The sequence below is a fragment of the Streptomyces sp. NWU339 genome (genome assembly GCF_003143855.1).
Classification (GTDB): Bacteria; Actinomycetota; Actinomycetes; order Streptomycetales; family Streptomycetaceae; genus Streptomyces.
Map to the genome: position 1 here is coordinate 101,698 of NZ_QFRK01000017.1, position 25,257 is coordinate 126,954.

Consider the following 25,257-nt stretch of genomic DNA (forward strand, 5'->3'; position numbering starts at 1 on the left):
TGCCTCAGGACTCCTGGGTGAGGGAGGCGCGTACGTCAACAAGGACGCTGCCCCCTTCGATCTTTACGGGGTATACGGGGACGGGGCGCGTGGCCGGAAGACTGTCGGGCTTGCCCGAGCGGAGGTCGAAGCGCGAGCCGTGCAGCCAGCACTCGATGTGGCAGTCGTCGACCTCGCCCTCCGAGAGGGAGACGTTGGCGTGCGAGCAGATGTCGTTGATCGCGAACACCTCGCCCTCGGTGTGCACGATGGAGACCGGCGTGCCGTCGAGCTCCACCCTTTTCGGGGTGTCCTCCTCCAGCTCGCTCAGCCCGCAGGCGCGTTGGAAGGTCATGCGACCGCCGCCTCCAGCTCCTCCTCGATCTTGGCGATCAGGCGCTCCTCGATGTCCGGGACGCCGATCTGCTGGACGAGCTCGGCGAAGAAGCCGCGGACCACCAAGCGGCGGGCGTCCTTCTCGTGGATGCCGCGGGCCATCAGGTAGAAGAGCTGCTCGTCGTCGAAGCGGCCGGTCGCGGAGGCGTGGCCGGCGCCGACGATCTCACCGGTCTCGATCTCCAGGTTGGGCACGGAGTCGACGCGGGCGCCGTCGGTCAGCACCAGGTTGCGGTTCATCTCGTAGGTGTCGGTGCCCTCGGCCTTGGCCTCGATGAGCACGTCACCGATCCACACGGCGTGCGCGTCGTCGCCCTGGAGCGCGCCCTTGTAGGCGACGTTCGACTTGCAGTGCGGAACGTTGTGGTCGACCAGGAGGCGGTGCTCCTGGTGCTGGCCGGCGTCGGTGAAGTACAGGCCGAACAGCTCGGCCTCACCGCCGGTGCCCGCGTAGGCCACCCGGGGGTGCAGCCGGACCAGGTCGCCGCCGAAGGTGACGACGACCGACTTGAAGGAGGCGTCGCGGCCGACGAGGGCGTTGTGCTGGGCGACGTGCACGGCCTTCTCGTCCCAGTCCTGGATGGAGACGACGGTGAGCTTGGCGCCGTCGCCGAGGACGTACTCGACGTTCGCGGCGAGCACCGCGTCACCGGTGTGGTCGATGACGACGACCGCCTCGGCGAAGGCGCCGAGCTCGATCACCTGGTGCCCGTAGGCGGCGCCGCCCTCGCCGTGCACCGCGATGCGGATCGGCTCGGTGAGGACGGCCTCCTTCGGCACGGTCACGACCGAGGCCTGCTCGAAGGCGGAGTACGCCTGGGCGGCGACGCGGTCGACCGGCTTGCCCGCCCGGCCGAGCCGCGCGTCGTCGCGGCCGACGGTCTCGACGCGGACGCCCTCGGGCACGTCGATGGCGACCTTGACGCCGTCACCGGTGGCGGCGGCGGTGCCGTCGTGCAGACCGCGCAGCCGCTCCAGCGGGGTGAACCGCCACTCCTCCTCACGGCCGTGGGGGACGGGGAAGTCCGCCACGTCGAAGGACGGGGGCGCGCTCATGCGGGTGGCGACGGTCGACTCGGCGGCCACCGCGATCGAGCCGGCGGTGGTGGAACCCACCGGGATGTTCTGAGCCTCAGCCATGGCTGTCGTAGTGCTCGCTTTCCTTTGCGTAAGGGGCTTGACGGAACGGCGTGGGGTGTTAGCCGACCGCGCCTTCCATCTGCAGCTCGATCAGCCGGTTGAGCTCGAGCGCGTACTCCATGGGCAGTTCCTTGGCGATCGGCTCGACGAAGCCGCGCACGATCATCGCCATCGCCTCGAACTCGGACAGACCGCGGCTCATCAGGTAGAAGAGCTGGTCCTCGGAGACCTTGGAGACGGTCGCCTCGTGGCCCATGGACACGTCGTCCTCGCGGACGTCGACGTAGGGGTAGGTGTCGGAGCGGGAGATGGTGTCCACGAGCAGCGCGTCGCACAGCACGTTGGACTTGGCGCCGGGAGCGCCCTCGCCGATCTCGATCAGACCGCGGTAGGAGGTACGGCCGCCGCCGCGCGCCACCGACTTGGAGACGATGTTCGACGAGGTGTTCGGGGCCATGTGGACCATCTTGGCGCCGGCGTCCTGGTGCTGGCCCTCGCCGGCGAAGGCGATGGACAGGGTCTCGCCCTTGGCGTGCTCGCCCATGAGGTAGACGGCCGGGTACTTCATCGTCACCTTGGAGCCGATGTTGCCGTCGACCCACTCCATGGTCGCGCCCTCGTAGGCCACGGCGCGCTTGGTGACCAGGTTGTAGACGTTGTTCGACCAGTTCTGGATCGTCGTGTAGCGGCAGCGGCCGCCCTTCTTGACGATGATCTCGACGACGGCGCTGTGCAGCGAGTCCGAGGTGTAGATCGGGGCGGTGCAGCCCTCGACGTAGTGGACGTAGGCGTCCTCGTCGACGATGATCAGCGTCCGCTCGAACTGGCCCATGTTCTCCGTGTTGATGCGGAAGTAGGCCTGCAGCGGGATGTCCACGTGGACGCCCTTGGGGACGTAGATGAACGACCCGCCGGACCACACGGCCGAGTTCAGCGACGCGAACTTGTTGTCGCCGACCGGGATGACGGTGCCGAAGTACTCCTGGAAGAGCTCCGGGTGCTCCTTCAGCGCGGTGTCGGTGTCGAGGAAGATGACGCCCTGCTCCTCCAGGTCCTCGCGGATCTGGTGGTAGACGACCTCGGACTCGTACTGCGCGGCGACACCGGCGACCAGGCGCTGCTTCTCCGCCTCGGGGATGCCGAGCCGGTCGTAGGTGTTCTTGATGTCCTCGGGCAGGTCCTCCCAGGAGGCCGCCTGCTGCTCGGTGGAGCGCACGAAGTACTTGATGTTGTCGAAGTCGATGCCCGACAGGTCCGAGCCCCAGTTCGGCATGGGCTTCTTGTCGAACAGCCGCAGACCCTTCAGCCGCAGCTTCAGCATCCACTCCGGCTCGTTCTTCTTCCCGGAGATGTCGCGGACGACGTCCTCGTTCAGACCGCGCTTGGCCGCGGCGCCTGCCTCGTCGGAGTCGGCCCAGCCGAATTCGTACGTACCCAGGCCCTCGAGTTCGGGGTGGGCAGTCTCCGTGGGGAGAGTCATGCGGGGTTCCTCCCGGCCGTGCTTGCAGATGCGTTGTGGGTGTGCGGCGAAGTCTTCTTCGCAGAAGTCTTCGAAGTCTCTGAGGTGTGTGCGGTCCTGGCGGACCGCGGCGCGGGCGTCGCCGCCTGCGCACCCTTCGGGATGAAGGTGGTGCAGACACCGTCACCGTGCGCGATGGTGGCCAGCCGCTGCACATGAGTACCGAGCAGCTCGGCGAAAAATTCCGTCTCCGCCTCGCACAGCTGCGGGAACCGCTCGGCCGCGTGGGCGACCGGGCAGTGGTGCTGGCACAGCTGCTCGCCCTGCTGCGGGTCGGGGGCGCTGCGCGCCGTGGCAGCGTACCCGTCCGCGCTGAGCGCCTTGGCCAGCGCCCGGGTCCGCTCCTCGGGGTCCGCGGCCTCGACCGCCTCCCGGTACGCGCCCGCCTGGGCGGCGATCCGGGCGCGGGCGAACGCCGCGATCGCCTCGTCGCCGCCCCCCTGCTCACCGATCCAGTGCAGGGCGTCCACGGCCAGCTTGTCGTACGACTGGTCGAAGGCGTCCCGCCCGCAGTCCGTGAGGGCGAAGACCTTGGCCGGGCGTCCGCGGGTGCGTGCCCCGTAGACCCGCCGTTCGCGCGCCTCCACGATTCCGTCGGTGGCCAGGGCGTCGAGGTGGCGGCGGACGGCCGCCTGGGTCAGCCCGAGCCGCTCGGCGAGTTCGGAGACGGTCGACGGGCCGTGGTCCAGCACGGACCGAGCGACCCGGTTGCGGGTGGACCGCTCACCGGTCGCAAGTTCCTCCTGGGGAGCCTCGCCAACCTTTTTCACAACGCCATTGTTGCGTAATTCATCGGGGGCGGGCAAGCCGTGCCCGATCACCCCCCGGGTGCGCTGCATCACTTAGGTAAACCTAATCCGACCTGCGGAAACGATCTTTGACCGATCGGATCAGCGGCTCCCGGCGCCGCTTCCGGAACCCTGCCCGGCATGCCCGCACCCGCCCCCGGCGTCCGGGGGCCCCGGCGCGTCCCTAGAATCGTGACCCATGCGAAGTGAGCCCGTGGTCCAGGTGCAGGCCCTGGTGAAGCGGTACGGCACGAAGACCGCGGTGGACGGCCTCGACCTGGTGGCACGGCAGGGCGTGACGGCCGTGCTCGGACCCAACGGGGCGGGCAAGACGACCACGGTCGAGACCTGCGAGGGATACCGGCGGCCGGACTCCGGCACGGTGCGCGTCCTGGGCCTGGACCCGGTCCGGCAGTCGGCCGCGCTCAGGCCCCGGGTCGGCGTGATGCTCCAGTCCGGCGGCGTCTACTCGGGCGCGCGGGCCGACGAGATGCTCCGCCACATGGCGAAACTGCACGCCCACCCCCTGGACGTGGACGCGCTGATCGAACGCCTCGGGCTCGGCTCCTGCGGCCGTACGACGTACCGGCGGCTCTCCGGCGGCCAGCAGCAGCGGCTCGCGCTGGCGATGGCCGTGGTCGGGCGCCCGGAGCTGGTGTTCCTGGACGAGCCGACCGCCGGACTCGACCCGCAGGCCCGCCGCGCCACCTGGGACCTCGTACGGGATCTGCGCGCCGACGGGGTCTCCGTCATCCTCACCACGCACCACATGGACGAGGCCGAGCAGCTCGCCGACGACGTCGCGATCATCGACGCCGGGCGGGTGGTGGTCCAGGGCAGCCCCGAGGAGCTGTGCCGGGGCGGCGCCGAGAACACCCTGCGCTTCTCGGGCCGGCCGGGGCTGGACGTGGCCTCCCTGCTCAAGGCCCTGCCGCCCGGCTCCCAGGCCGCCGAAACGACCCCCGGCTCGTACCGGGTCGTCGGCGAGGTGGACCCGCAGCTGCTCGCCACGGTCACGTCCTGGTGCGCACAGCACGGCGTGCTGCCGGACCGGATCTCGGTCGAACGGCACACCCTCGAGGACGTCTTCCTGGAGCTGACGGGCAAGGAGCTGCGTTCGTGAATCGGGCATACACCAGGACCGGCCGGGGGTCCGGGGGTCGCCCCCCGGGACGGCACAGCCTGGAGCTGACGGGCAAGGAGCTGCGTTCGTGAATCCGGTGAATCAGGCCGATCAGGTGACTCCGGCGGCCACGGGGACCGGCGCCCACGCGCCGCGGCCGGGCGCGGCGCCGCTCCCCCGCATGATCGCGGCGCAGGCCCTGCTCGAGACGAAGATGCTGCTGCGCAACGGTGAGCAGCTGCTGCTCACCGTGGTCATCCCCACCCTGCTGCTGGTGCTGTTCAGCACCGTGGACATCGTGGACACCGGCGAGGGCGAGGCCGTGGACTTCCTCGCCCCCGGGGTCCTCGCCCTGGCGGTGATGTCGACGGCGTTCACCGGGCAGGCCATCGCCACCGGCTTCGAGCGCCGGTACGGGGTGCTGAAGCGGCTGGCGTCCTCACCGCTGCCGCGGTGGGCGCTGATGACCGCGAAGACCTTGTCGGTGCTGGTCACCGAGGTGCTCCAGATCGTCCTGCTCACGGTGATCGCGTTCGCGCTGGGCTGGTCGCCGCAGGGCAACCCGCTCGCCGTGCTTCTGCTGCTGGTGCTGGGCACGGCCGCCTTCTCGGGGCTCGGCCTGCTGATGGCGGGCACCCTGAAGGCCGAGGCGACGCTCGCCGCCGCCAACCTGGTGTTCCTGCTGCTGCTCGTCGGCGGCGGGGTCGTCGTGCCGCTGGACACCTTCCCGGAGTCCGCGCAGAACGTCCTCGGCCTGCTGCCCATCGCGGCCCTGTCGGAGGGCCTGCGGGACGTGCTCCAGCACGGGGCGGGGCTGCCCTGGGGCGACCTGGGGATCCTCGCCGTGTGGGCAGGGGCGGGGCTCGCGGCGGCCGGTCGCTTCTTCCGCTGGGAGTGAGGAGGCTCCCCGGTACTGCCGGCCTGCCGACCGGGACCCTCGTGAAAGCGTGCACAAGCGGCGCCCTACGATGGGACGCGTGCCAAACGTGACCCGCGCCGACGCCCAGGCGGTCCTGCGCAACCCGCTCGCCTTCATCGCCGCACGCTGGACCCCGGACCCCCGGACGGTCCGGCGGGCGGCCCTCGCCGCGCTCGTCATGGCGGTGGTCATCGTGGTCACCGGTGGAGCCGTGCGGCTGACCGGCTCCGGTCTGGGCTGCCCCACCTGGCCCAAGTGCACCGACGACTCGCTCGTCTCCACCCGGGAGATGGGCCTGCACGGGGTCATCGAGTTCGGCAACCGCCTGCTGACGTACGTGCTGTGCGCCGCCGTCGGCTGGGCGATCGTCGCCGCGCGCTCCCAGAAGCCGTACCGGCGCAGCCTGACCCGGCTGGGCTGGGCGCAGTTCTGGATCGTGATGGGCAACGCGGTCCTCGGCGGCATCGTGGTCCTCGTCGGCCTCAACCCGTACACGGTCGCGGCGCACTTCCTGCTCTCCTCGGCGCTGATCGCGGTGGCCACGGTGATGTGGCAGCGCGTCCGCGAGGGCGACGGGGAGCCCCGGCCGCTGGTCGGCGCAGCCGTGCGGCAGCTGGTGTGGTTCCTGGTGGTGGCGTCCGTCCTGCTCATCGCGGTCGGCACGGTGGTGACCGGATCGGGACCGCACGCGGGTGACTCCAGTGAGGTCGCGCGGATGCCGCTGGACTCGGCGATGGTCAGCAAGGTGCACGCCGTGCTGGCGTGGATCGTGGCGACGCTGACGTTCGCCCTGTGGTTCGTGCTCAAGGCGGTCGACGCCCCCAAGAGCCCGCTGCACCGCACCCGCGAACTGTTCCTGATCATCCTCGCGCAGGGAGCGGTGGGTTACATCCAATACTTCACCGACCTCCCCGAGATCCTGGTCGGTCTGCACATGTTCGGTTCCTGCGTCATGTGGATCTGGGTGGTTCGGGTACTGCTGTCGCTGCGTGAACGCCCGATCGGGGATCCTTCCCTTCCGGCTCCGGGTCCCGCTGACCGGCTCGAGTCCGCTTCCGGCTGACCACGGCGTGCGCCGCACGGGGTGGGGAACGAACTCGCCCATGGCGTGATCGGGTACGTGCAGTACGGACCATCCCCACAGGCGGCGCACGCCGCCTGTTCAACGAGCCGCCCGTGCTTCAGTCACCCAGTCCGTACACCCGGCCCGCGTTCCCCGACGCGATCATCCCGGCCACCCGCTGCGCGTCCTCCGGGGACCAGGCCCCCTCGGCCACCCAGGTGCCGAGCACCCGGCCGAGCGCCTCCTGGAACAGCCGGGCGCCCACGACGTGCAGTTCGGGCAGTCCCCGGGCGCCGCTGGAGAAGAGGATCTTGCCGAAGGGGGCGAGTTCCAGGACCTCCTCGAGGACGGTCGCCGCGCGGGCGCCGGTGCGGGCCAGGGCGGCGCCGGAGTCGACGTAGACGTGCGGGTGGACGCCGGCCAGGTGGGCGGCGTGGCGGTGGTCCGGGTAGCCGTGCAGCAGGACGAGGTCGGTGCCGAGCCCGGCGGTGGCCCGGACGAACCCGTCGAGGAACCCCGGGTCGGTGCCCTGCGCCCGGGAGCTGCCGGCTGCGCCGAGCCCCGCGTGCAGTTGCAGGGGCCGGCCCGAGGCGACGGCGATCCACAGCAGGTGCCGCAGCAGCACCGGGTCGCTCGGCTCGTCCCCGACCCGGCGTGCGGCCAGCCACCGCGCGGCCGCGCCGCGCACCTCTCCGGGCCCCGGCGGCTCGGGCGCGAGCGCCGTCCCGTGCCGGGTGCCGGCGACGGAGGCGAAGGCGACGGTGTGCGCGGCGGCTCCGTGCACGGACTCGGCGAGGTTGGCGAGGAAGGACTCCACGGTGCCGGAGGTGTCGGCGACCTGCTGGGCCAGCTGTTCCAGGCGCACGATCTCGTGGGCCTCGGCGGCGCCGGCCGTGGCCAGCTCGGCCGTGCCGGTGAGGTCGCCGGGCAGTCCGGTGTCGACCAGGTAGGTGGTGATGCCGCTGGCCCGCAGCAGCCGGCGGGCCGTCTCGGCCACGCCCAGTTCGCGGCGCCGGGCGAGGTAGCGGGCGGGCGGGCAGTGCGGCTCCAGGCCGAGCAGGGGCGGGCACCAGCGGCGTACGGCGAAGCCGGTCTGGGTGTCGAACAGGGTGGTCCCCGGGGCGGGCGGGCCCTCGGTGCGGACCAGCTGGGCCTCGAAGGTGCCGAGGCCCAGCTCGGTGCGCAGGACGCCGTGGCAGTACTGGTCCACGAGGGACGGCGTGTCGATCATCCGGGCTCCCACGAAAGACGCTGTGTCTGCTCTCACAGGTCTCTAACGGGTGAACCGGGGTCGAGGTGTTGCGGCGCGTCCGACACGGTGCCTGCCGCGGACGGCCGGTGGGCCGATCGGTGGGCCGGCGGGCCCGGGGTCAGCCGTTGGCCGGGCCGCCGATCTGGCTGCCCGCCATCCGGGTCCACTCGTACGGGCCGGTCCTGACCTTGGCCGCGAACTCGCCGTCGAAGTCCTCGTGGAGGGTGATCCCCGCCCTCTCGGCCGCCTTCTCGGCGATCGCGTAGGAGTGGGCGACCAGGTCGCCCCAGTTGCCGTCCTCACCGACGAGCACGATCCGGGCGCCGCGCTGCCCCAGGTAGGCGATCTGCCCCTCGGCGCCGCCGTGGGCCGTGGCGAAGCCGTTGATCCGCTTGGTGAGCCGGGCCACCTTCCGCTCGGCCTTGCGTTCTGTCTTCTGTTCGGCCCGCTGCCCGCTGTTCTGCTCGGCCGCCGGGCCCGCCTGCTGCTTGTCTGCCATGAACAGGATGCTACCGACGGGTAGATCGAACGGCGAGGGGCGGGGTCCGTGGCCTGGGCCACGGACCCCGCCCCTCGGAACGTCTCTGAGGTCGCCTACCGCAGGAAGGGGTCCACCGCGACGGCCACGAAGAGCAGCGACACATAGGTGATGGACCAGTGGAACAGGCGCATCTCCTTGAGCTTGCTGCCGGTCACCTCGGACTTGGCACGGTTGAGGAGCGCGTGCGCCTCCCACAGCCACCAGCCGCCCGCGGCCAGCGCGACCGCGGTGTAGAACCAGCCGGTGTAGCCGAGCGGGGTGAGCAGCAGCGACACCGCGACCATGACCCAGCTGTAGAGCACGATCTGCTTGGCGACGGCCTTGTTGCCGGCGACCACCGGGAGCATCGGCACGCCCACGCGCGCGTAGTCCTCCTTCACCTTCATGGACAGCGGCCAGTAGTGCGGCGGCGTCCAGAAGAAGATGACGAGGAAGAGGATGACCGGTGCCCAGGACATCGAGTTGGTGACCGCGGACCAGCCGATCAGCACCGGCATGCAGCCGGCGATGCCGCCCCACACGATGTTCTGCGCCGTACGCCGTTTGAGGATCATCGTGTAGACGACGACGTAGAAGAGGAGCGCCCCGAGGGAGAGCCAGGCGGACAGCCAGTTGACGGTGAGGCCGAACAGCAGCGTCGAGACGACGGCCAGGGTGATGCCGAAGGCCAGGCACTCGCGCGGGCTGACCATGCCGGTGACCAGGGGGCGCTGCGAGGTGCGGTCCATCAGCGCGTCGATGTCGCGGTCGAGGTACATGTTGAGCGCGTTGGCGCCGCCCGCCGACAGGTAGCCGCCGACGCAGGTCAGCAGCACCAGTCCCAGGTCGGGCACACCCTGCTGCGCCAGGAACATCACCGGGACCGTGGTGATGAGCAGCAGTTCGATGATCCGCGGCTTGGTCAGCGCCACGAACGCCCCGACACGGGCCCCGAACGGCCGGTGACTCGGGCTCTGGCTGGTCCCGACAATCCCCGCAGGACGGGATTCAACGGCCGTCACTCGCACCCCTGACAGAGTTCCCAGCAAGCCCTCCCGTATGAGGTGTCGGTAAAGGCTCGCGCGTACCACGCCACCTTAGACGTTGCCCAGACCCGGACAATCGCGGGGGTCCGGTCGTGTTGGCGGCGACCGCTCACAACGGAGTTCCGAGCTCGATTGAGCAACCGGATGAGCGGCTCCGTATTCATCTGCCGAACAGGAAGACTTCCCGGTCAGGAGGCGGATCGCCGGGACTCCCGGCAGTCTGGAACGGCTCGGGGGATGCACGTCCTACGGGGGTAGGCTCGACCTCGCCGGTGAGTACTCATCCGGCATCCGAAAACATGTGGAGAGGAGCCCTGACTCAGGGTGAGCACCAAGCCGACCACCACAGACCTCGAGTGGACCGAACTGGACCAGCGGGCCGTGGACACCGCCCGCGTCCTGGCCGCCGATGCCGTACAGAGGGTCGGCAACGGCCATCCCGGTACGGCGATGAGCCTGGCGCCCGCCGCATACACCCTCTTCCAGAAGGTGATGCGGCACGACCCCTCGGACGCCGACTGGGTCGGGCGGGACCGTTTCGTCCTGTCCGCCGGCCATTCGTCCCTGACTCTCTACACCCAGCTGTACCTGGCCGGTTTCGGCCTGGAGCTGGACGACCTGAAGGCGTTCCGCACCTGGGGTTCGAAGACGCCGGGCCACCCGGAGTACGGGCACACCACCGGTGTGGAGACGACGACCGGGCCGCTGGGCCAGGGCGTCGCCAACGCGGTCGGCATGGCCATGGCCGCCCGCTACGAGCGCGGGCTGTTCGACCCGGAGGCCGCCCCGGGCGAGTCCCCGTTCGACCACTTCGTCTACTGCATCGCCGGTGACGGCTGCCTGCAGGAGGGCATCTCCGCGGAGGCGTCCTCGCTGGCCGGCCACCAGAAGCTCGGCAACCTGGTCCTGCTGTGGGACGACAACCACATCTCGATCGAGGGCGACACCGAGACGGCCGTCTCCGAGGACGTCACCAAGCGGTACGAGGCCTACGGCTGGCACGTGCAGCGGGTGGCCCCGAAGCCGGACGGCGACCTGGACCCGAACGCGATCTACGACGCCGTCCAGGAAGCCAAGAAGGTCACCGACCGGCCGTCGTTCATCGCGATGCGCTCGATCATCGCCTGGCCGGCCCCGAACGCGCAGAACACCGAGGCCTCCCACGGTTCGGCGCTCGGCGACGAGGAGGTGGCGGCCACCAAGCGGGTGCTGGGCTTCGACCCGGAGCAGACCTTCGAGGTGACCGACGAGGTCCTCGGCCACACCCGTGGCGCGCTGGAGCGCGGCAAGCAGGCGCGGGCCGAGTGGGAGAAGTCGTTCCAGGAGTGGCGGAGCAACAACGCGGAGCGCGCGGCCGAGTTCGACCGGATCGCGGCCGGTGAGCTGCCCAAGGGCTGGGAGGACACGCTTCCCGTCTTCGAGCCGGGCAAGGCGGTCGCCACCCGTGCCGCCTCCGGCAAGGTGCTCCAGGCGCTCGGCGCGGTCGTCCCGGAGCTGTGGGGCGGCTCGGCCGACCTGGCGGGCTCCAACAACACGACGATCGACAAGACGTCCTCGTTCCTCCCGGTCGGCAACCCGCTGCCCGAGGCGAACCCGTACGGCCGCACCATCCACTTCGGTATCCGCGAGCACGCCATGGCCGCGGAGATGAACGGCATCGCGCTGCACGGCAACACCCGGATCTACGGCGGCACCTTCCTGGTGTTCTCCGACTACATGCGCAACGCGGTGCGGCTGTCGGCCCTGATGCACCTGCCGGTGACGTACGTGTGGACGCACGACTCCATCGGTCTGGGCGAGGACGGCCCGACCCACCAGCCGGTCGAGCACCTGGCCTCGCTGCGCGCCATCCCCGGTCTGAACGTCGTCCGCCCGGCGGACGCCAACGAGACCGCGATCGCCTGGCGGGAGATCCTCAAGCGCTGGACCAAGGAGTTCGGCAAGGGCCAGCCGCACGGCCTGGCTCTCACCCGGCAGGGCGTGCCGACGTACGAGTCCAACGAGGACGCGGCGCGCGGCGGCTACGTGCTGTTCGAGGCGGAAGAGGCCTCCGGGCAGAGCACGGAGCCGCAGGTCGTGCTGATCGCCACCGGTTCCGAGGTGCACGTCGCCGTCGAGGCCCGTGAGCGGCTCCAGGCCGACGGGGTGCCGACGCGCGTGGTGTCCATGCCGTCGGTGGAGTGGTTCGAGGAGCAGGACCAGGGGTACCGGGACAGCGTCCTGCCGCCCTCCGTGAAGGCGCGCGTCGCGGTGGAGGCCGGTATCGGTCTGACGTGGCACAAGTACGTCGGGGACGCCGGGCGCATCGTGTCCCTGGAGCACTTCGGCGCGTCCGCCGACGGCAAGGTGCTGTTCAAGGAGTTCGGCTTCACCGCCGAGAACGTGGCGGCCGCGGCCCGGGACTCACTCGCCGCAGCCCAGCGCTGACGCTCACATACGACACGTAGTAGGAGATGGAATTTCCATGACAGACGCACTGAAGCGCCTTTCCGACGAGGGCGTCGCGATCTGGCTGGACGACCTGTCGCGCAAGCGGATCACGTCCGGCAACCTCGCCGAGCTGATCGACCAGCAGCACGTCGTGGGCGTCACCACCAACCCGTCGATCTTCCAGAAGGCGATCTCCGAGGGCGACGGCTACGAGCAGCAGCTCGCCGACCTCGCCGCCCGCAGGGTCACGGTCGAAGAGGCCATCCGGATGATCACCACGGCGGACGTCCGGGACGCCGCCGACATCCTGCGCCCGGTCTTCGACGCCACCGACGGCAAGGACGGCCGGGTCTCCATCGAGGTCGACCCGCGTCTGGCGCACGAGACGCGCGCCACCGTCGCCGAGGCCAAGCAGCTGGCCTGGCTGGTGGACCGGCCCAACACCCTGATCAAGATCCCGGCGACCGAGGCGGGCATCCCGGCGATCGCCGAGGTCATCGGCCTGGGCATCAGCGTCAACGTCACGCTGATCTTCTCCCTGGAGCGGTACCGCAAGGTCATGGACGCGTTCCTGACCGGCCTGGAGAAGGCCAAGGAGCGCGGCCTGGACCTGTCGAAGATCCACTCGGTGGCGTCGTTCTTCGTGTCCCGCGTGGACACCGAGATCGACAAGCGGATCGACGCGCTCGGCACCGACGAGGCGAAGGCGCTGCGCGGCAAGGCCGCCGTCGCCAACGCGCGCCTGGCCTACCAGGCGTACGAGGAGGTCTTCGCCACCGACCGCTGGAGCGCGCTGGAGCGTGAGGGCGCCAACAGGCAGCGTCCGCTGTGGGCCTCCACCGGTGTGAAGGACAAGGCGTACAAGACCACGATGTACGTCGACGACCTGGTGGCGCCGAACACGGTGAACACCATGCCGGAGGCGACGCTGTTCGCCACCGAGGAGCAGGGCGAGATCAAGGGCAACGCCGTCGCCGGCACCTACGAGCAGGCCCGCGCCGACCTCGACGCCGTGGAGCGGCTGGGGATCTCGTACGACGACGTGGTGCAGCTGCTGGAGGAGGAGGGCGTCGAGAAGTTCGAGGCGTCCTGGAACGACCTGCTGAAGTCGACCGAGGCGGAGCTCGCGCGCCTCGCCCCTTCGGAGGGCTGACACCTTGTCGAGCAGCAACCCGCTGCGTGACCCCGCGGACCGACGGCTCCCGCGTATCGCGGGGCCGTCGGGCCTGGTCATCTTCGGCGTCACGGGCGACCTCTCGCGCAAGAAGCTGATGCCGGCCGTGTACGACCTCGCCAACCGGGGTCTGCTGCCGCCGGGCTTCTCGCTGGTCGGGTTCGCCCGCCGCGAGTGGGCGAACGAGGACTTCGCGCAGGTGGTGCACGACGCGGTCAAGGAGCACGCCCGCACTCCGTTCCGCGAGGAGGTCTGGCAGCAGCTCATCCAGGGCATGCGCTTCGTCCAGGGCACCTTCGACGACGACGACGCCTTCGAGCGGCTGCGCGGCACCATCGAGGAACTGGACAAGGCACAGGGCACGGGCGGCAACTTCGCGTTCTACCTGTCGGTGCCGCCGCGGTCCTTCCCGGTGGTCATCCAGCAGCTGAAGAAGCACGGGCTGGCCGACCAGAGCAGCGGTTCCTGGCGGCGCGCGGTGATCGAGAAGCCCTTCGGCCACGACCTGAAGTCGGCCGAGGAGCTCAACGCGATCGTCCACGAGGTGTTCGCCCCGGACCAGGTCTTCCGGATCGACCACTACCTGGGCAAGGAGACCGTCCAGAACATCCTGGCGCTCCGCTTCGCCAACACGATGTTCGAGCCGATCTGGAACCGGTCCTTCGTGGACCACGTGCAGATCACCATGGCCGAGGACATCGGCATCGGCGGCCGGGCCGGCTACTACGACGGCATCGGCGCCGCCCGTGACGTCATCCAGAACCACCTGCTCCAGCTGATGGCGCTCACCGCCATGGAGGAGCCGGCCTCCTTCGACGCGGACGCGCTGGCCGCGGAGAAGACCAAGGTGCTCGGCGCCGTGCGGCTGCCGAAGGACCTGGGCCGGGACACCGTGCGCGGGCAGTACGCGGCGGGCTGGCAGGGCGGCGCGAAGGCGGTCGGGTACCTGGAGGAGGAGGGCATCGACGCCTCCTCGAGGACCGACACGTACGCCGCGATCAAGCTGGGGGTGGACAACCGCCGCTGGGCGGGTGTCCCCTTCTACCTGCGCACCGGAAAGCGGCTGGGCCGCCGGGTCACCGAGATCGCGGTGGTGTTCCAGCGGGCGCCGCACTCGCCGTTCGACACGACGGCCACCGAGGAACTGGGCTCCAACGCGATCGTGATCCGCGTCCAGCCGGACGAGGGTGTCACGGTGCGGTTCGGTTCCAAGGTGCCGGGCACGTCCATGGAGATCCGGGACGTGTCGATGGACTTCGCCTACGGCGAGTCGTTCACCGAGTCCAGCCCGGAGGCGTACGAGCGGCTCATCCTGGATGTCCTGCTCGGTGACTCCAATCTCTTCCCGCGCACCGAGGAGGTCGAGCTGTCCTGGAAGATCCTCGACCCGATCGAGGAGTACTGGGACAACCACGGACGGCCGGCCCAGTACCCGGCCGGCACCTGGGGGCCCGTGGAGGCGGACCACATGCTCGAGCGAGACGGACGGAGCTGGCGGCGGCCATGAAGATAGACCTCACGGACACCACGGCCGGCGAGATCAACAAGGCGCTGGTGCGGGCCCGCCGGGCCATCGGCACTCCGGCGGTCGGCATGGTGCTCACCCTGGTCATCGTGACCGACGAGGAGAACGCCTACGACGCCCTGAAGTCCGCCGGCGACGCCTCGCGTGAGCATCCCTCGCGCACCCTGGTCGTCATCAAGCGGGTGTCCCGCTCCCCCCGCGACCGTACGCAGTCCCGGCTGGACGCCGAGGTGCGGGTCGGCGCGGACGCGGGCACCGGTGAGACGGTGGTGCTCCGGCTGTACGGCGAGGTCGCCGACCACGCCCAGTCGGTGGTGCTGCCGCTGCTGCTGCCGGACGCCCCGGTGGTGGTCTGGTGGCCGGTCAACGCCCCGCTGGACCCGGCCGGCGACCCACTGGGCGCGCTGGCCCAGCGCCGGGTGACCGACACCTACGCCTGCGAGCAGCCGGTGCGGGAGCTCGCGGCCCGCGCCGAGGCCTACACCCCGGGCGACACGGACCTGTCCTGGACCCGGATCACGCCCTGGCGTTCGATGCTGGCCGCGGCTCTGGACCAGGTGTCCTGCGAGGTGCAGGGCGTGGAGGTCGAGGGCGAGGAGTTCAACCCGAGCTGCGAGCTGCTGGCCATGTGGCTCGCGGACCGGCTGGGCGTGCCCGTGAAGCGTTCGCTGTCGAGCGGCCCGGGGCTCACCGCGGTCCGGCTGTCGACCGACTGCGGCCCGATCGTGCTGGACCGTGCCGACGGTTCGCTCGCCACGCTGTCCATCCAGGGCCAGCCGAAGCGGGCGGTGGCGCTCAAGCGCCGGGACACCGCGGAGCTGATCGCGGAGGAGCTGCGCCGGCTGGACCCGGACGACACGTACGCGTCGGCCCTGCGGTACGGGGTCGAGCGGCTGAGGAGTCCGGCGACGGGGGCGGGCGCGACGAAGGCGTCGTCCGGTGCGCTGGACGAGGTGTCGCGCGGGCTGAGCGAGGCGACGACCGCGCTCGACGAGGTGTCGCGTGCGCTGGACGAGACGTCGGGTGGCTCCGGGAAGCCGGCGGGTGAGCCGCCGGCCAAAGGAGCGTCGGGCACCGCTGCCGGCGGACCGGCTGCGAAAGGTTCCGCGGTCGAGGCACCGGCGCAGGCACCGCTGAGGAAGGTGGAGGCGAAGTGAGTACGGCACCGCAGCTGGTCGTGCACCGCGACAAGGATCTGATGGCGCAGGCCGCGGCGGCCCGGCTGATCACCAGGGTCGTGGACGCGCAGGCCTCGCGGGGTTCGGCGTCCGTGGTGCTGACCGGCGGCCGCAACGGCAACGGTCTGCTGGCCGCGCTCGCGGCCGCGCCCGCCCGGGACGCGGTCGACTGGAGCCGGATCGACCTGTGGTGGGGCGACGAGCGGTTCCTGCCGGACGGCGACCCGGAGCGCAATGTCACCCAGGCCCGTGAGGCGCTGCTCGACACGGTGCCGCTGGACCCGAAGCGCGTGCACGCCATGCCCGCGTCCGACGGACCGCACGGCGCCGACGTGGACGCGGCGGCGGCCGCGTACGCCGAGGAGCTGGCCCGTGCCGCGGGTCCGGAGAACCACGGCGCGGTGCCGACGTTCGACGTGCTGATGCTGGGTGTCGGCCCGGACACGCATGTGGCGTCCCTCTTCCCGGAGTTGCCCGCGGTGCGGGAGACGGAGCGCACGGTGGTCGGCGTCCACGGGGCGCCCAAGCCGCCGCCGACCCGGGTGACGCTCACCCTCCCGGCGATCCGTGCGGCCCGGGAGGTGTGGCTGCTGGCGGCCGGCGAGGACAAGGCGGAGGCCGCGGCGATCGCCCTGTCGGGCGCGGGCGAGATCCAGGCCCCGGCGGCGGGCGCGTACGGCAGGGCCCGCACCCTGTGGCTCCTGGACGCGGCGGCGGCCTCGCAGCTGCCGCGGGCGCTGTATCCGCCTGCTTCCGCGTGACCGCGTGAACACGCACGGACCCCCGCCTGGTGAGGAGGCGGGGGTCCGTGCGTTTCCGGGTGGGACGGTGGCCGTCACTTCACCGATCCCGCCATCACCCCCTGCACGAAGTGCCGCTGGAAGGCGAAGAACACGGCCACCGGCACCACCAGCGACAGGAACGCCCCCGGCGCGAGCACATCGATGTTGCTGCCGAACTGGCGGATCTGCGACTGGAGTTCCACCGTCAGCGGCTGCGAGGAGCTGTCCGCGAACAACAGCGCCACCAGCATGTCGTTCCAGACCCACAGGAACTGGAAGATGGCCAGGCTGGCGATCGCCGGCCGCCCGACGGGCAGGATCAGCCGGGTGAAGATGCGCCACTCGCTGCCGCCGTCCATGCGGGCGGCCTCCAGCATCTCCTTGGGCATCTCGGCGAAGTAGTTCCGCAGCAGGAACACCGCGAACGGCAGTCCGTACGCCACGTGGAACAGCACGACCCCGGGGATGGTGCCGAACAGGCCCAGCTGGCCGAAGAGTTTGGCCACCGGCAGCAGCCCGATCTGCACGGGCACCACCAGCAGGGCGACCACGACGAGGAAGATCGTGTCCCGGCCGGGGAAGTCCAGCCAGGCGAAGGCGTATCCGGCGAGCGCCGCGACGATCACCACCAGCACCGTGGTCGGCACCGAGATCAGCACGGTGTTCCAGAACGCCTGGGTCATCCCCGAGTTCTTCAGCAGGGCCGCGTAGTTGTCGAAGGACAGCTGCCCGGGGCTGGTGAACACCGTCCACCAGCCGCCCTTGGCCGTGTCCTCGGCGGAGCGCATCGAGGACAGGAACAGGCCGGCCAGCGGGGTCATCCACACCAGCCCGATCACGACCAGGAAGGCCTGCACGACCGCGTTGCCCAGGCCGCGCCGGATCGCGTTCATCGCTGGCTCCTTCTGAAACGGCGGATGTTGAAGGCCATGGCGGGGACGACCAGCAGCAGGAGCAGCACACCGAGCGCGCTGCCCAGTCCCTGGTCGTTGCCGCCGCCGAACGACACCAGCCACATCTGGGTCGCGAGCACGGTCGCGTCCTCCTGCACGGGTCCGGGCGCGATGATGTAGACGAGGTCGAAGACCTTCATCACGTTGATCACCAGGGTCACGAAGACGACGGTGAGGACCGGTGCGAGCAGCGGGACGGTGATCCGGCGGAAGATCTGCCACTCGTTCGCGCCGTCCATCCGCGCCGCCTCCAGCGCGTCCCGCGGCAGGGCCGAGAGTCCCGCGCCGATCAGCACCATCGCGAACCCGGTCCAGATCCACAGGTAGGCCCCGATGATGGCCGGAGTGACGAGCGTCGGTCCGAGCCAGGAGACGCCCTGGTAGGGGGGCGCGAAGTTCTCGGCGGGCAGTTTCAGCGCGTAGGGGCCGTCGTCCAGGCCGGTGAAGCGGAACGAGCCGTCGGACCCGGTCGTCGTGCTCGCGACCGTGCGTCCGTCGCGGAGCGCCTCGACCTTCATCCCGGGCAGTCCGCTCTCCCCCTCGTCGACCCGGCCCGGCTCTCCTCCCCCACCGGGGGTGAAGTCCAGGTACACCACGCCGCCGACCTCGTCGGAGGCCGCCTCGCGGGAGGCCGCCGGGGAGGCGGGTGCCGCCTCGCCGGGCAGGTCCTTGGGTGCCACGCCGACCAGGCCCAGCGCCGCCGTGCCGCCCGGCGACACGTCTGCCCCGGTCACGTACGAGCCGTCCGCCTCCTTGGTCAGGCCCGCCCCGTCGCCCTCGCGGGCGCGGGCCGTCGGGTAGGAGGAGCTGCCCTTGAAGGTGTCGTGGACCGAGACGACGGCCGCGTTCAGCACGCCCTTGTCCGGGTCCTCGTCGTAGGCGAGCCGGAAGACGATGCCGGCCGCCAGGAAGGACACCGCCATCGGCATGAACAGCAGCAGTTTGAAGGCGGTGGCCCAGCGGATCTTCTCCACCAGCACGGCCAGGATCAGGCCCAGGCCGGTGAGCAGGGTGGGGGCGATGACGACCCAGATCGCGGTGTTCCGGACGGCCTTGAGGGTGACCGGGTCGCGGAACATCTCGAGGTAGTTCTCGCCGCCCACGAACCGGGTGCCGGAGGCGTCGAAGAGGCTGCGTCCGACGGAGAACAGCACCGGGTAGACGACCAGCGCGCCCAGCAGGAGCAGGGCGGGCAGCACGAACAGCACGGCGACGATCCGCCCCCGCCGGCGCAGGCGCCGGCGGGGGGCACGATCGGGGTGCGAAGGAGCCGGAGGGCTCGCCTCTTTCACCAGGGTGGCGGTCATGACCGTCAGTTCCCGTAGGCCTTGGCCGCCGCGTTCTCCAGCTCGGCCGCGGTCTTCTTCGGGTCGGACGGGTCACGCAGGAAGTCCTGGAGGATCTTCCACTCGCCCTTGCCCTGGGTGCCGCCGAAGGCCGCCGGGGCCTGGTCCGACATGTCGAAGCGGACCGAGTCGCCGGCCTCGATCAGGGACTCGGCGGTGGCGCGGGTGACGTCGTCGCCGTAGGAGGAGAGGTCCAGCTCCTTGTTCGGGGAGAGGAAGCCTCCGGCCTCGGCCCACACGGCGGCGGCCTCCGGCGTGGCGAGGTACTCGAGGAGCGCCATGCCGGCCTCGGCGTTCTTGCCGTCCTTGAGCACCACGGCCGCGTCGCCGCCGCTGACCACCGGGGCCTCGCCGTCGCCGACCGGCGGGAACGGGAAGAAGTTCGCGTCGGTGCCGATGTTCTTGCCGAACTGGTCCTTGGCGACGCCGGCCACGAAGTCGCCCTCGTAGACCATGGCGGCGTCCGGCTCGGGACCGAAGACCTTCTCCACCGAACCGGGGAAGTCGGTGTTCAGGGCTTCCTTCTGGCCGCCCGAGACGAGCTGCTTGTCCTTGAAGAGTTCGCCGAGCGTGGTGAGCGCCTCGACCACCGTCGGGTCGGTCCACTTGATCTCGTGCGCGGCGAGGGCGTCGTACTTCTCGGGCCCGGCCTGGGAGAGGTAGACGTTCTCGAACCAGTCGGTCAGCGTCCAGCCGTCCTGTCCGGCGACCGAGAAGGCGGCGAGGCCGGAGTCGGAGATCGTGCGTCCGTCCTTCAGCATGGCGTCGTAGGTCTTCGGCGGGGTGATGCCCGCCTGCTCCAGGGCCTCGGGGCTGTACCAGACGGTCGACTTGTGGGCGGCCTTGAAGTAGAGGCCGTACAGCGTGCCGTCGACGCTGCCGTAGTTCTGCCACACCTCGGCGAAGTTGTTCTTTACGGTGCCCTGGACCTTCTTGTCCAGCGGCTTGAGCCAGCCCGCCTCGGCGAACTGCTTCAACACGCCGACCTGGGGGACCATCACGACGTCGGGGGCGTTGCCGCCCTCGATCTTGCTGCCGACGACGGTGGAGACGTTGTCGCCGGTGGAGACGAATTCCGTCTTGGCGCCGGTCTTCTCGGTGAAGGCGTCGAGCACCTTCTGGAAGTTCTTCTGCTCGCTGCCGGACCAGACACCGGCGACGGAGACGGTCTGGCCGCCGAGCGCCTTGTCGCCGTCACCGCCGCCGGCCGAGACGGGCTCGCCGGAGCCGCAGGCGGTGGCGCCGAGGGCGAGCACGAGGGCGGTGCAGCCGGTGAGCAGGGTGGTACGTCGTCGCATCATCGTTGATGTCCCTTCAGAAGCGTTCGAGGTTGCGTTCGGAAGACTTTCGGGTGCGTGAAGTGTCGGGTGCGTGAAGTGAGCGGGTTTCAGGAGCCGTCGATCCACCAGGCGGCCGTGGAACCGGGGAGGACTCCGTCCGGGCACGGGCCGCTGGCCAGCAGCGGGGTGCCGGAGACCGGCGCGGGTACGGGGGTGGTGCCGAAGTTGACGGCGCACACCAGGTCGTCGGCGCGGGCGAAGGCCAGGACGTCCGGCTCGGTCTCCAGCCAGCGCAGTGTGCCCTCGCCCAACTGGGGCAGCGCGGCGCGCAGTTGCAGACCGTCGCGGTACAGGTGCCAGAAGGAGCGGGTGTCGGCGAGGGCACGGTCGGTGGCGTGTTCGGCGAACCAGTCGGGCTGCGGCAGCCAGGGTTCGGCCCCCTCGGCACCGGAGGTGAAGCCGAACGGGGAGGCCTGCCCCGACCAGGGCAGCGGCACCCGGCAGCCGTCGCGGATCCGGGCCCGGCTGCCGGTGCGGCGGAAGATCGGGTCGGTGAGCACGTCGTCGGGGAGGTCGACGACCTCGGGCAGGCCCAGCTCCTCGCCCTGGTAGACGTACGCGGCGCCGGGCAGCGCCAGCATCAGCAGCGCGGCGGCGCGGGCCCGGGCGGCGCCGAGGCCGCTGCCCTGGGGCGCGGGTTCGCCGTAGCGGGTGACGGTGCGGACCTGGTCGTGGTTGTTGAGGACCCAGGTGACGGTCGATCCGGTGCCGGCGATGTCCTGCATGGCCTCGGAGATGACCTTGCGGAAGGCGTCGGCGTCCCAGGGGGCGCCGAGCAGGTCGAAGAAGAAGGCCTGGTGGAGCTCGTCGGGGCGGACGTAGCGGGCGTGTTCGCGGGCTGTCGGCACGGAGACCTCGCCGACCAGGAGCCGTTCGCGGCCGTCGCGGGCGGTGTACTCCTCGCACACCGCGCGCCAGTGCCGCCACACGTCGTGCACCTCGGGCTGGTTCCAGGCCAGCGGGTTGACCGAGTCCCGGGTGCGGGCGTCGGCCTCCGGGTCCGGGGAGTCGGGCAGTTCCGGGTGCTTGAACAGGCCGGCGGCGACATCGATGCGGAAGCCGTCGACGCCCCGGTCCAGCCAGAACCGCAGGGTCCGGTCGAAGTCGGCGGCGATCTCGGGGTTGCGCCAGTTCCAGTCGGGCTGTTCGGGCGTGAACATGTGCAGGTACCACTGGCCGGGTCGGCCGTCCGGCTCGGTGACGCGGCTCCAGGCGGGCCCGCCGAACATGGCGTGCCAGTTGTTGGGCGGCTCGGCGCCGTCGGGGCCGCGGCCGTCGGTGAAGTGGAAGCGGGCGCGCTGCGGGCTGCCGGGGGCCGCGGCGAGTGCCTCGCGGAACCAGGGGTGTTCGCTGGAGCAGTGGTTGGGGACGACGTCCAGCAGCACCTTGATCCCGAGCCGCCGGGCGGCCCCGATGAGCAGGTCGAACTCGGCGAGGTCGCCGAAGACCGGGTCGACGTCGCGGTAGTCGGCCACGTCGTAGCCGTGGTCGTGCTGCGGCGAGGGGTAGAAGGGGCTCAGCCAGATCCCGTCCACGCCGAGCTTCTTCAGGTAGGGCAGGCCCGCCCTGACTCCGGCGAGATCGCCGATGCCGTCACCGGTGCTGTCCAGGAAGCTGCGGACGTACACCTGGTAGATCACTGCGTCGCGCCACCAGCGGTGGGTGTCGATGTGCTTGGAGCTCACCACGTCGACCTGTCTGTGCGTGCGGAGACCCGGGACTCCCGGGCCGACGGCGCCGTCGCCGTTATGCATGCATGTTAGGTAGACGTGTCGTGAGGGTGTCAATGAACGAACGCAATCTGCTGGGCACTTACCATCAACAAATGAGCTCTTACTTGCCCATACCGGGCACAGTTGAGACATCCGCGTTACTTAACATGTAACTAGAGGTGTCCGGTCGGGGTGCCCGGTCCGGAAAAGCCCCGACCGGGGAGAAGCCCCAAGCCGCCCTCCGGGGCACAGCCCGGAGGGCGTCCCGGACCCTGCGGTCCGAGGCCCCCCGGTCCCGAGGGGGGCCGGGGAGAGGGACCCCGGCCGCCGGCTAACGCGCGGAGACGGCGGCGAGTTCGCGCGCCAGCCGCCGCACCGCCGCACCGGGCGTCTGCCGCCCGGCCATCGCGTCGTGCACCACCGCCTGCACGACCAGGCTCACCTGGTCGTAGTGCGGGCTCTTGGGGCGCGGGGCGGCGGCGAGCACGCTCTCGCGCAGCGTCGGCAGATAGGGGAACCGCCGGATCAGTTCCGGATCGTCGTACAGCGCGGCCCGTACGGGCGGCAGCGCGCCCCGGGTGAGGACCTGGCGCTGGACGCCCTCGCTGGTGAGGTACGCGATCAGCCGTGCGGCGGAGTCGGGGTGCCGCGCATGGGTGGCGACGGCGAGGTTGGAGCCTCCCAGGACGCTCGTCCCCGGCCCGTCCGGTCCCGGCAGCGGTACGGCGCCGACCTTCCCGGCGACCGCGGAGTCCTCGGCGGACGCGGCGACGTAGGCGTAGGGCCAGTTGCGCAGGAAGAGCAGCCGGCCGTCCTGGAAGGCCTGCTTGGACTCCTCCTCCTTGTACGTCAGCGCTTCCTCCGGGATCCAGCCCTCGCGGACCCCGCGGGCGAGGAACCCGATGCCCTCGCGGGCCGCCCGGGAGTTCACCGTGACGCGCTCGCCCTCGTCGCCGAGGATGGTGCCGCCCGCCGAGTAGACGGCCTCGGCCGCGTTGACGGTCAGGCCCTCGTAGGGCAGGAACTGGCCCGCGTAGCCGTCGAGGCCGTGCCGCGGGGCGAGGGTCTTCGCGGCCCGCTCCAGTTCGGCCCAGGTGCGCGGAGGCGCCACGCCCTCCGCGTCGAGGACGTCCTCGCGGTACAGCAGCAGACCGGCGTTGGTCACGTACGGGACGGCGTACAGCCGGTCGTCGTAGGTCGCGGTGTCCACCACGCGCGGCAGGAACGTGTCCAGCGGGAAGCGGTCGCGCGGCAGCGGGCGGATCCAGCCGGCCGCGGCGAACTCCGAGGTCCAGCTGACGTCGATGTTGAGCACGTCGAAGCGGCCCCGGCCGGCGCCGCGCAGCTCGGTGATCATCTGCGCGCGGGTCTCGTCGGCCGAGTCGGGCAGTTCGACGAGGGTGACCTCCTCGCCGGGGTGGGTGCGGTTCCAGCCCTCGAGCAGCGGACCGAGATAACCGGTGAGGTCCCCGGCGGTGGCCAGGGTGAGCGGACCGCGACCGCCGGCGGGAGCGGCCTGCTCGGCCCGCGCACCGGAGGCCACGCCCACGGTCAGGAGCACGGCGAGGACGAGGAGGCCCCTACCCGCGGCATGGATCCACCGCATAGGTTCCTCCCTGTGCACCGGCACCCGGGCACCCTTGCCGGGGTCAGAGGCCATGTATACCTGTTAGGTATGGGCGATACTAGGGCCCGCGACACATTGCGCCGGGTGAGACCTCTCGCCGGGCGGGACGCCCGGCATCAGGCACGTGGCACACGGCACGAAGGACGCGGGGAGGAGAGCACGAGTGCGGCAGTCCCTCCTGGCCCTGCTCGCCCGCGGCCCGGCCCACGGCTACGAGCTCAAGCAGGACCTTGAGCAACTGCTGGGCTCCGCGTACCCTCAGCCGAACGTCGGCCAGATCTACGTCACCCTGGGCCGCCTCGAGAAGTCGGGGCTGATCGAGGGCGAGGACGTCGAGCAGTCCAGCCGGCCCAACAAGAAGGTCTACCACCTCACCGACGCCGGGCGGGAGGCGCTGCGCGCCTGGTTCGAGGAGACCGCGGACGAACCGCGGGTGCGGGACGAGTTCTTCATGAAGCTGGCCCTCGCACCGCAGAGCGGGCTCGCCGACCAGATCACCCTGATCAACCGGCAGCGGCGCCAGTACCTGAACACCATGCGGCAGTTGTCGAAGCTGGCCGCCGCCGAAGACCGGGACAACCGGGTCGCCCAACTGCTGATCGAGGGCGCGATGCTGCACCTGCAGGCCGACCTCGACTGGCTGGAGCGGTGCCAGGAAGAGCTGGAGGAGCTGGAGTGAGCGAGAGTACCGCTCCCGTGCTGCGCGCCGAAGGCCTCGTCAAGACGCACCACGGCGAGGGAGCCCCGGCGCACGCGGTGCGCGGGGTCGACCTGCGGGTGACGCGCGGCGAGTTCGTGGCGGTGACCGGGCCCTCCGGCGCCGGCAAGTCGACCCTGCTGCATCTGCTCGGCGGGCTCCAGCGGCCCGACTCCGGCAGCATCTGGCTGGACGGCGAGCGCACCGACGCCTACAGCGAGGCACGCTGGGCGGTGGAGCGCAGGAAGCGCATCGGGATCGTCTTCCAGTTCTTCAACCTCGTCTCCGACCTGTCGGTCGCCGACAACGTGGAACTGCCGGCCCTGCTCGCCGGGACGCCGCCGAAGAAGGCCCGCGCCGAGCGGGAGGAACTGCTGGCCGAGCTGGGCCTGACCGGCAAGGAGCGGAGCATGCCCGGCGAGCTGTCCGGCGGTGAGCAGCAGCGGGTCGCGCTGGCCCGTGCCCTGGTCAACCATCCGCCACTGCTGCTCGCCGACGAACCCGCGGGCAGCCTGGACAGCAAGGGCACCCGCGAGGTGATGCGGCTGCTGTCCCGCTTCCACCGGCGAGGCCAGACGATCCTGCTGGTCACCCATGACGCCCGGCTGGCGAGTGCCGCCGACCGGGTGATCAGTTTCTTCGACGGGCGGATCGCCGACGACGCGGAACTCGACGGAGCGCCCTCACGCGGCCGGGGCATCTCCGGGGTGCTGGAGCTCAAGGACTGACATGCGGGTGTACGACGGTC

Annotated in this window: 22 protein-coding genes; 10 read left to right on the top strand and 12 right to left on the bottom strand. The window is 70.9% G+C overall.

The features are described from left to right. Nucleotides 1-4: 4 nt before the first annotated feature. From DIZ27_RS21180 to DIZ27_RS21195, 4 genes are read right to left on the bottom strand one after another with little or no spacing between them, the layout of a single operon-like run. Nucleotides 5-334 carry a non-heme iron oxygenase ferredoxin subunit gene (locus DIZ27_RS21180; protein WP_109380005.1) on the bottom strand — a complete coding sequence of 110 codons (330 nt, stop codon included), beginning with the start codon at nucleotides 332-334 and terminating at the stop codon, nucleotides 5-7. Continuing rightward, nucleotides 331-1,515, bottom strand: a complete 1,185-nt coding sequence (gene sufD, locus DIZ27_RS21185) for a Fe-S cluster assembly protein SufD (protein ID WP_109380006.1) — start codon at nucleotides 1,513-1,515, stop codon at nucleotides 331-333. The genes DIZ27_RS21180 and sufD overlap by 4 nt, the downstream gene beginning before the upstream one ends. A 58-nt stretch (nucleotides 1,516-1,573) precedes the next feature. Further along, the gene (sufB, locus tag DIZ27_RS21190; RefSeq protein ID WP_109380007.1) at nucleotides 1,574-2,995 is read right to left on the bottom strand and encodes a Fe-S cluster assembly protein SufB; all 1,422 of its coding nucleotides are present in this window, start codon (nucleotides 2,993-2,995) and stop codon (nucleotides 1,574-1,576) included. Next, entirely contained in the window at nucleotides 2,992-3,804 is an 813-nt protein-coding gene (locus tag DIZ27_RS21195) for a metalloregulator ArsR/SmtB family transcription factor (RefSeq protein ID WP_109380008.1), read from the bottom strand. The genes sufB and DIZ27_RS21195 overlap by 4 nt, the downstream gene beginning before the upstream one ends. Nucleotides 3,805-4,021: 217 nt before the next feature. Between DIZ27_RS21195 and DIZ27_RS21200 the strand changes: the two genes are divergently transcribed. The 3 genes from DIZ27_RS21200 (at nucleotide 4,022) to DIZ27_RS21210 (ending at nucleotide 6,927) form a co-directional block, all read left to right on the top strand. After that, nucleotides 4,022-4,945 carry an ABC transporter ATP-binding protein gene (locus tag DIZ27_RS21200; protein ID WP_109380009.1) on the top strand — a complete coding sequence of 308 codons (924 nt, stop codon included), beginning with the start codon at nucleotides 4,022-4,024 and terminating at the stop codon, nucleotides 4,943-4,945. Between the two features lie 181 nt (nucleotides 4,946-5,126). Next, entirely contained in the window at nucleotides 5,127-5,843 is a 717-nt protein-coding gene (locus tag DIZ27_RS21205; protein ID WP_258308493.1) for an ABC transporter permease, read from the top strand. A 70-nt stretch (nucleotides 5,844-5,913) separates the two neighbouring features. Beyond that, on the top strand, nucleotides 5,914-6,927 hold the full coding sequence (locus tag DIZ27_RS21210; RefSeq protein WP_109380010.1) for a heme A synthase: 1,014 nt from the start codon (nucleotides 5,914-5,916) through the stop codon (nucleotides 6,925-6,927). Between the two features lie 118 nt (nucleotides 6,928-7,045). On the opposite strand, the gene DIZ27_RS21215 is transcribed toward DIZ27_RS21210, so the two are convergent. The 3 genes from DIZ27_RS21215 to DIZ27_RS21225 form a co-directional block, all read right to left on the bottom strand. Next, nucleotides 7,046-8,158, bottom strand: a complete 1,113-nt coding sequence (locus DIZ27_RS21215; RefSeq protein ID WP_109380011.1) for an amidohydrolase family protein — start codon at nucleotides 8,156-8,158, stop codon at nucleotides 7,046-7,048. Between the two features lie 139 nt (nucleotides 8,159-8,297). Further along, nucleotides 8,298-8,678: a hypothetical protein gene (locus tag DIZ27_RS21220; RefSeq protein WP_258308489.1), complete on the bottom strand. Its 381-nt coding sequence runs from the start codon at nucleotides 8,676-8,678 to the stop codon at nucleotides 8,298-8,300. Nucleotides 8,679-8,773: 95 nt separating this feature from the next. Beyond that, nucleotides 8,774-9,727, bottom strand: coding sequence for a heme o synthase (locus tag DIZ27_RS21225; protein WP_109380012.1), 954 nt, complete (start codon nucleotides 9,725-9,727; stop codon nucleotides 8,774-8,776). 342 nt (nucleotides 9,728-10,069) lie between these two features. On the opposite strand from DIZ27_RS21225, the gene tkt reads away from it, so the two are divergent. The 5 genes from tkt to pgl are packed head-to-tail and all read left to right on the top strand — an operon-like array spanning nucleotide 10,070 to nucleotide 16,813. Then, on the top strand, nucleotides 10,070-12,172 hold the full coding sequence (gene tkt, locus DIZ27_RS21230; RefSeq protein WP_109380013.1) for a transketolase: 2,103 nt from the start codon (nucleotides 10,070-10,072) through the stop codon (nucleotides 12,170-12,172). Between the two features lie 37 nt (nucleotides 12,173-12,209). Then, nucleotides 12,210-13,328 carry a transaldolase gene (tal, locus tag DIZ27_RS21235; RefSeq protein ID WP_109380014.1) on the top strand — a complete coding sequence of 373 codons (1,119 nt, stop codon included), beginning with the start codon at nucleotides 12,210-12,212 and terminating at the stop codon, nucleotides 13,326-13,328. A gap of 4 nt (nucleotides 13,329-13,332) precedes the next feature. Continuing rightward, the gene (zwf, locus tag DIZ27_RS21240; RefSeq protein ID WP_109380015.1) at nucleotides 13,333-14,856 is read left to right on the top strand and encodes a glucose-6-phosphate dehydrogenase; all 1,524 of its coding nucleotides are present in this window, start codon (nucleotides 13,333-13,335) and stop codon (nucleotides 14,854-14,856) included. After that, nucleotides 14,853-16,031, top strand: a complete 1,179-nt coding sequence (gene opcA, locus DIZ27_RS21245) for a glucose-6-phosphate dehydrogenase assembly protein OpcA (RefSeq protein WP_109380016.1) — start codon at nucleotides 14,853-14,855, stop codon at nucleotides 16,029-16,031. The genes zwf and opcA overlap by 4 nt, the downstream gene beginning before the upstream one ends. Beyond that, nucleotides 16,028-16,813 carry a 6-phosphogluconolactonase gene (gene pgl, locus DIZ27_RS21250; RefSeq protein WP_109380017.1) on the top strand — a complete coding sequence of 262 codons (786 nt, stop codon included), beginning with the start codon at nucleotides 16,028-16,030 and terminating at the stop codon, nucleotides 16,811-16,813. Before opcA ends, pgl begins: the two co-directional genes overlap by 4 nt. Before the next feature lie 74 nt (nucleotides 16,814-16,887). Here the strand turns inward: pgl and DIZ27_RS21255 are convergent, their stop codons facing one another. The 5 genes from DIZ27_RS21255 to DIZ27_RS21275 all read right to left on the bottom strand — a co-directional run bounded on the left by DIZ27_RS21255 (nucleotide 16,888) and on the right by DIZ27_RS21275 (nucleotide 23,791). Continuing rightward, complete coding sequence (locus DIZ27_RS21255) at nucleotides 16,888-17,727, bottom strand: carbohydrate ABC transporter permease (RefSeq protein WP_065003010.1); 840 nt, start codon at nucleotides 17,725-17,727, stop codon at nucleotides 16,888-16,890. Further along, nucleotides 17,724-19,094: an ABC transporter permease subunit gene (locus DIZ27_RS21260; RefSeq protein WP_109380018.1), complete on the bottom strand. Its 1,371-nt coding sequence runs from the start codon at nucleotides 19,092-19,094 to the stop codon at nucleotides 17,724-17,726. Before DIZ27_RS21260 ends, DIZ27_RS21255 begins: the two co-directional genes overlap by 4 nt. Nucleotides 19,095-19,099: 5 nt before the next feature. Beyond that, a complete protein-coding gene (locus DIZ27_RS21265) occupies nucleotides 19,100-20,434 on the bottom strand; it encodes an ABC transporter substrate-binding protein (RefSeq protein WP_109380019.1) in 1,335 nt (444 codons plus the stop codon). An 86-nt stretch (nucleotides 20,435-20,520) separates the two neighbouring features. Then, nucleotides 20,521-22,143 carry a glycoside hydrolase family 13 protein gene (locus tag DIZ27_RS21270; RefSeq protein ID WP_109380072.1) on the bottom strand — a complete coding sequence of 541 codons (1,623 nt, stop codon included), beginning with the start codon at nucleotides 22,141-22,143 and terminating at the stop codon, nucleotides 20,521-20,523. 373 nt (nucleotides 22,144-22,516) lie between these two features. After that, on the bottom strand, nucleotides 22,517-23,791 hold the full coding sequence (locus DIZ27_RS21275; protein ID WP_109380020.1) for an ABC transporter substrate-binding protein: 1,275 nt from the start codon (nucleotides 23,789-23,791) through the stop codon (nucleotides 22,517-22,519). A gap of 184 nt (nucleotides 23,792-23,975) precedes the next feature. On the opposite strand from DIZ27_RS21275, the gene DIZ27_RS21280 reads away from it, so the two are divergent. Then, the gene (locus DIZ27_RS21280) at nucleotides 23,976-24,491 is read left to right on the top strand and encodes a PadR family transcriptional regulator (protein ID WP_109380021.1); all 516 of its coding nucleotides are present in this window, start codon (nucleotides 23,976-23,978) and stop codon (nucleotides 24,489-24,491) included. Further along, nucleotides 24,488-25,237 (top strand): ABC transporter ATP-binding protein, encoded by a 750-nt coding sequence (locus tag DIZ27_RS21285; protein ID WP_109380022.1) that lies wholly within the window; start codon nucleotides 24,488-24,490, stop codon nucleotides 25,235-25,237. The genes DIZ27_RS21280 and DIZ27_RS21285 overlap by 4 nt, the downstream gene beginning before the upstream one ends. Nucleotides 25,238-25,257: the final 20 nt, after the last annotated feature.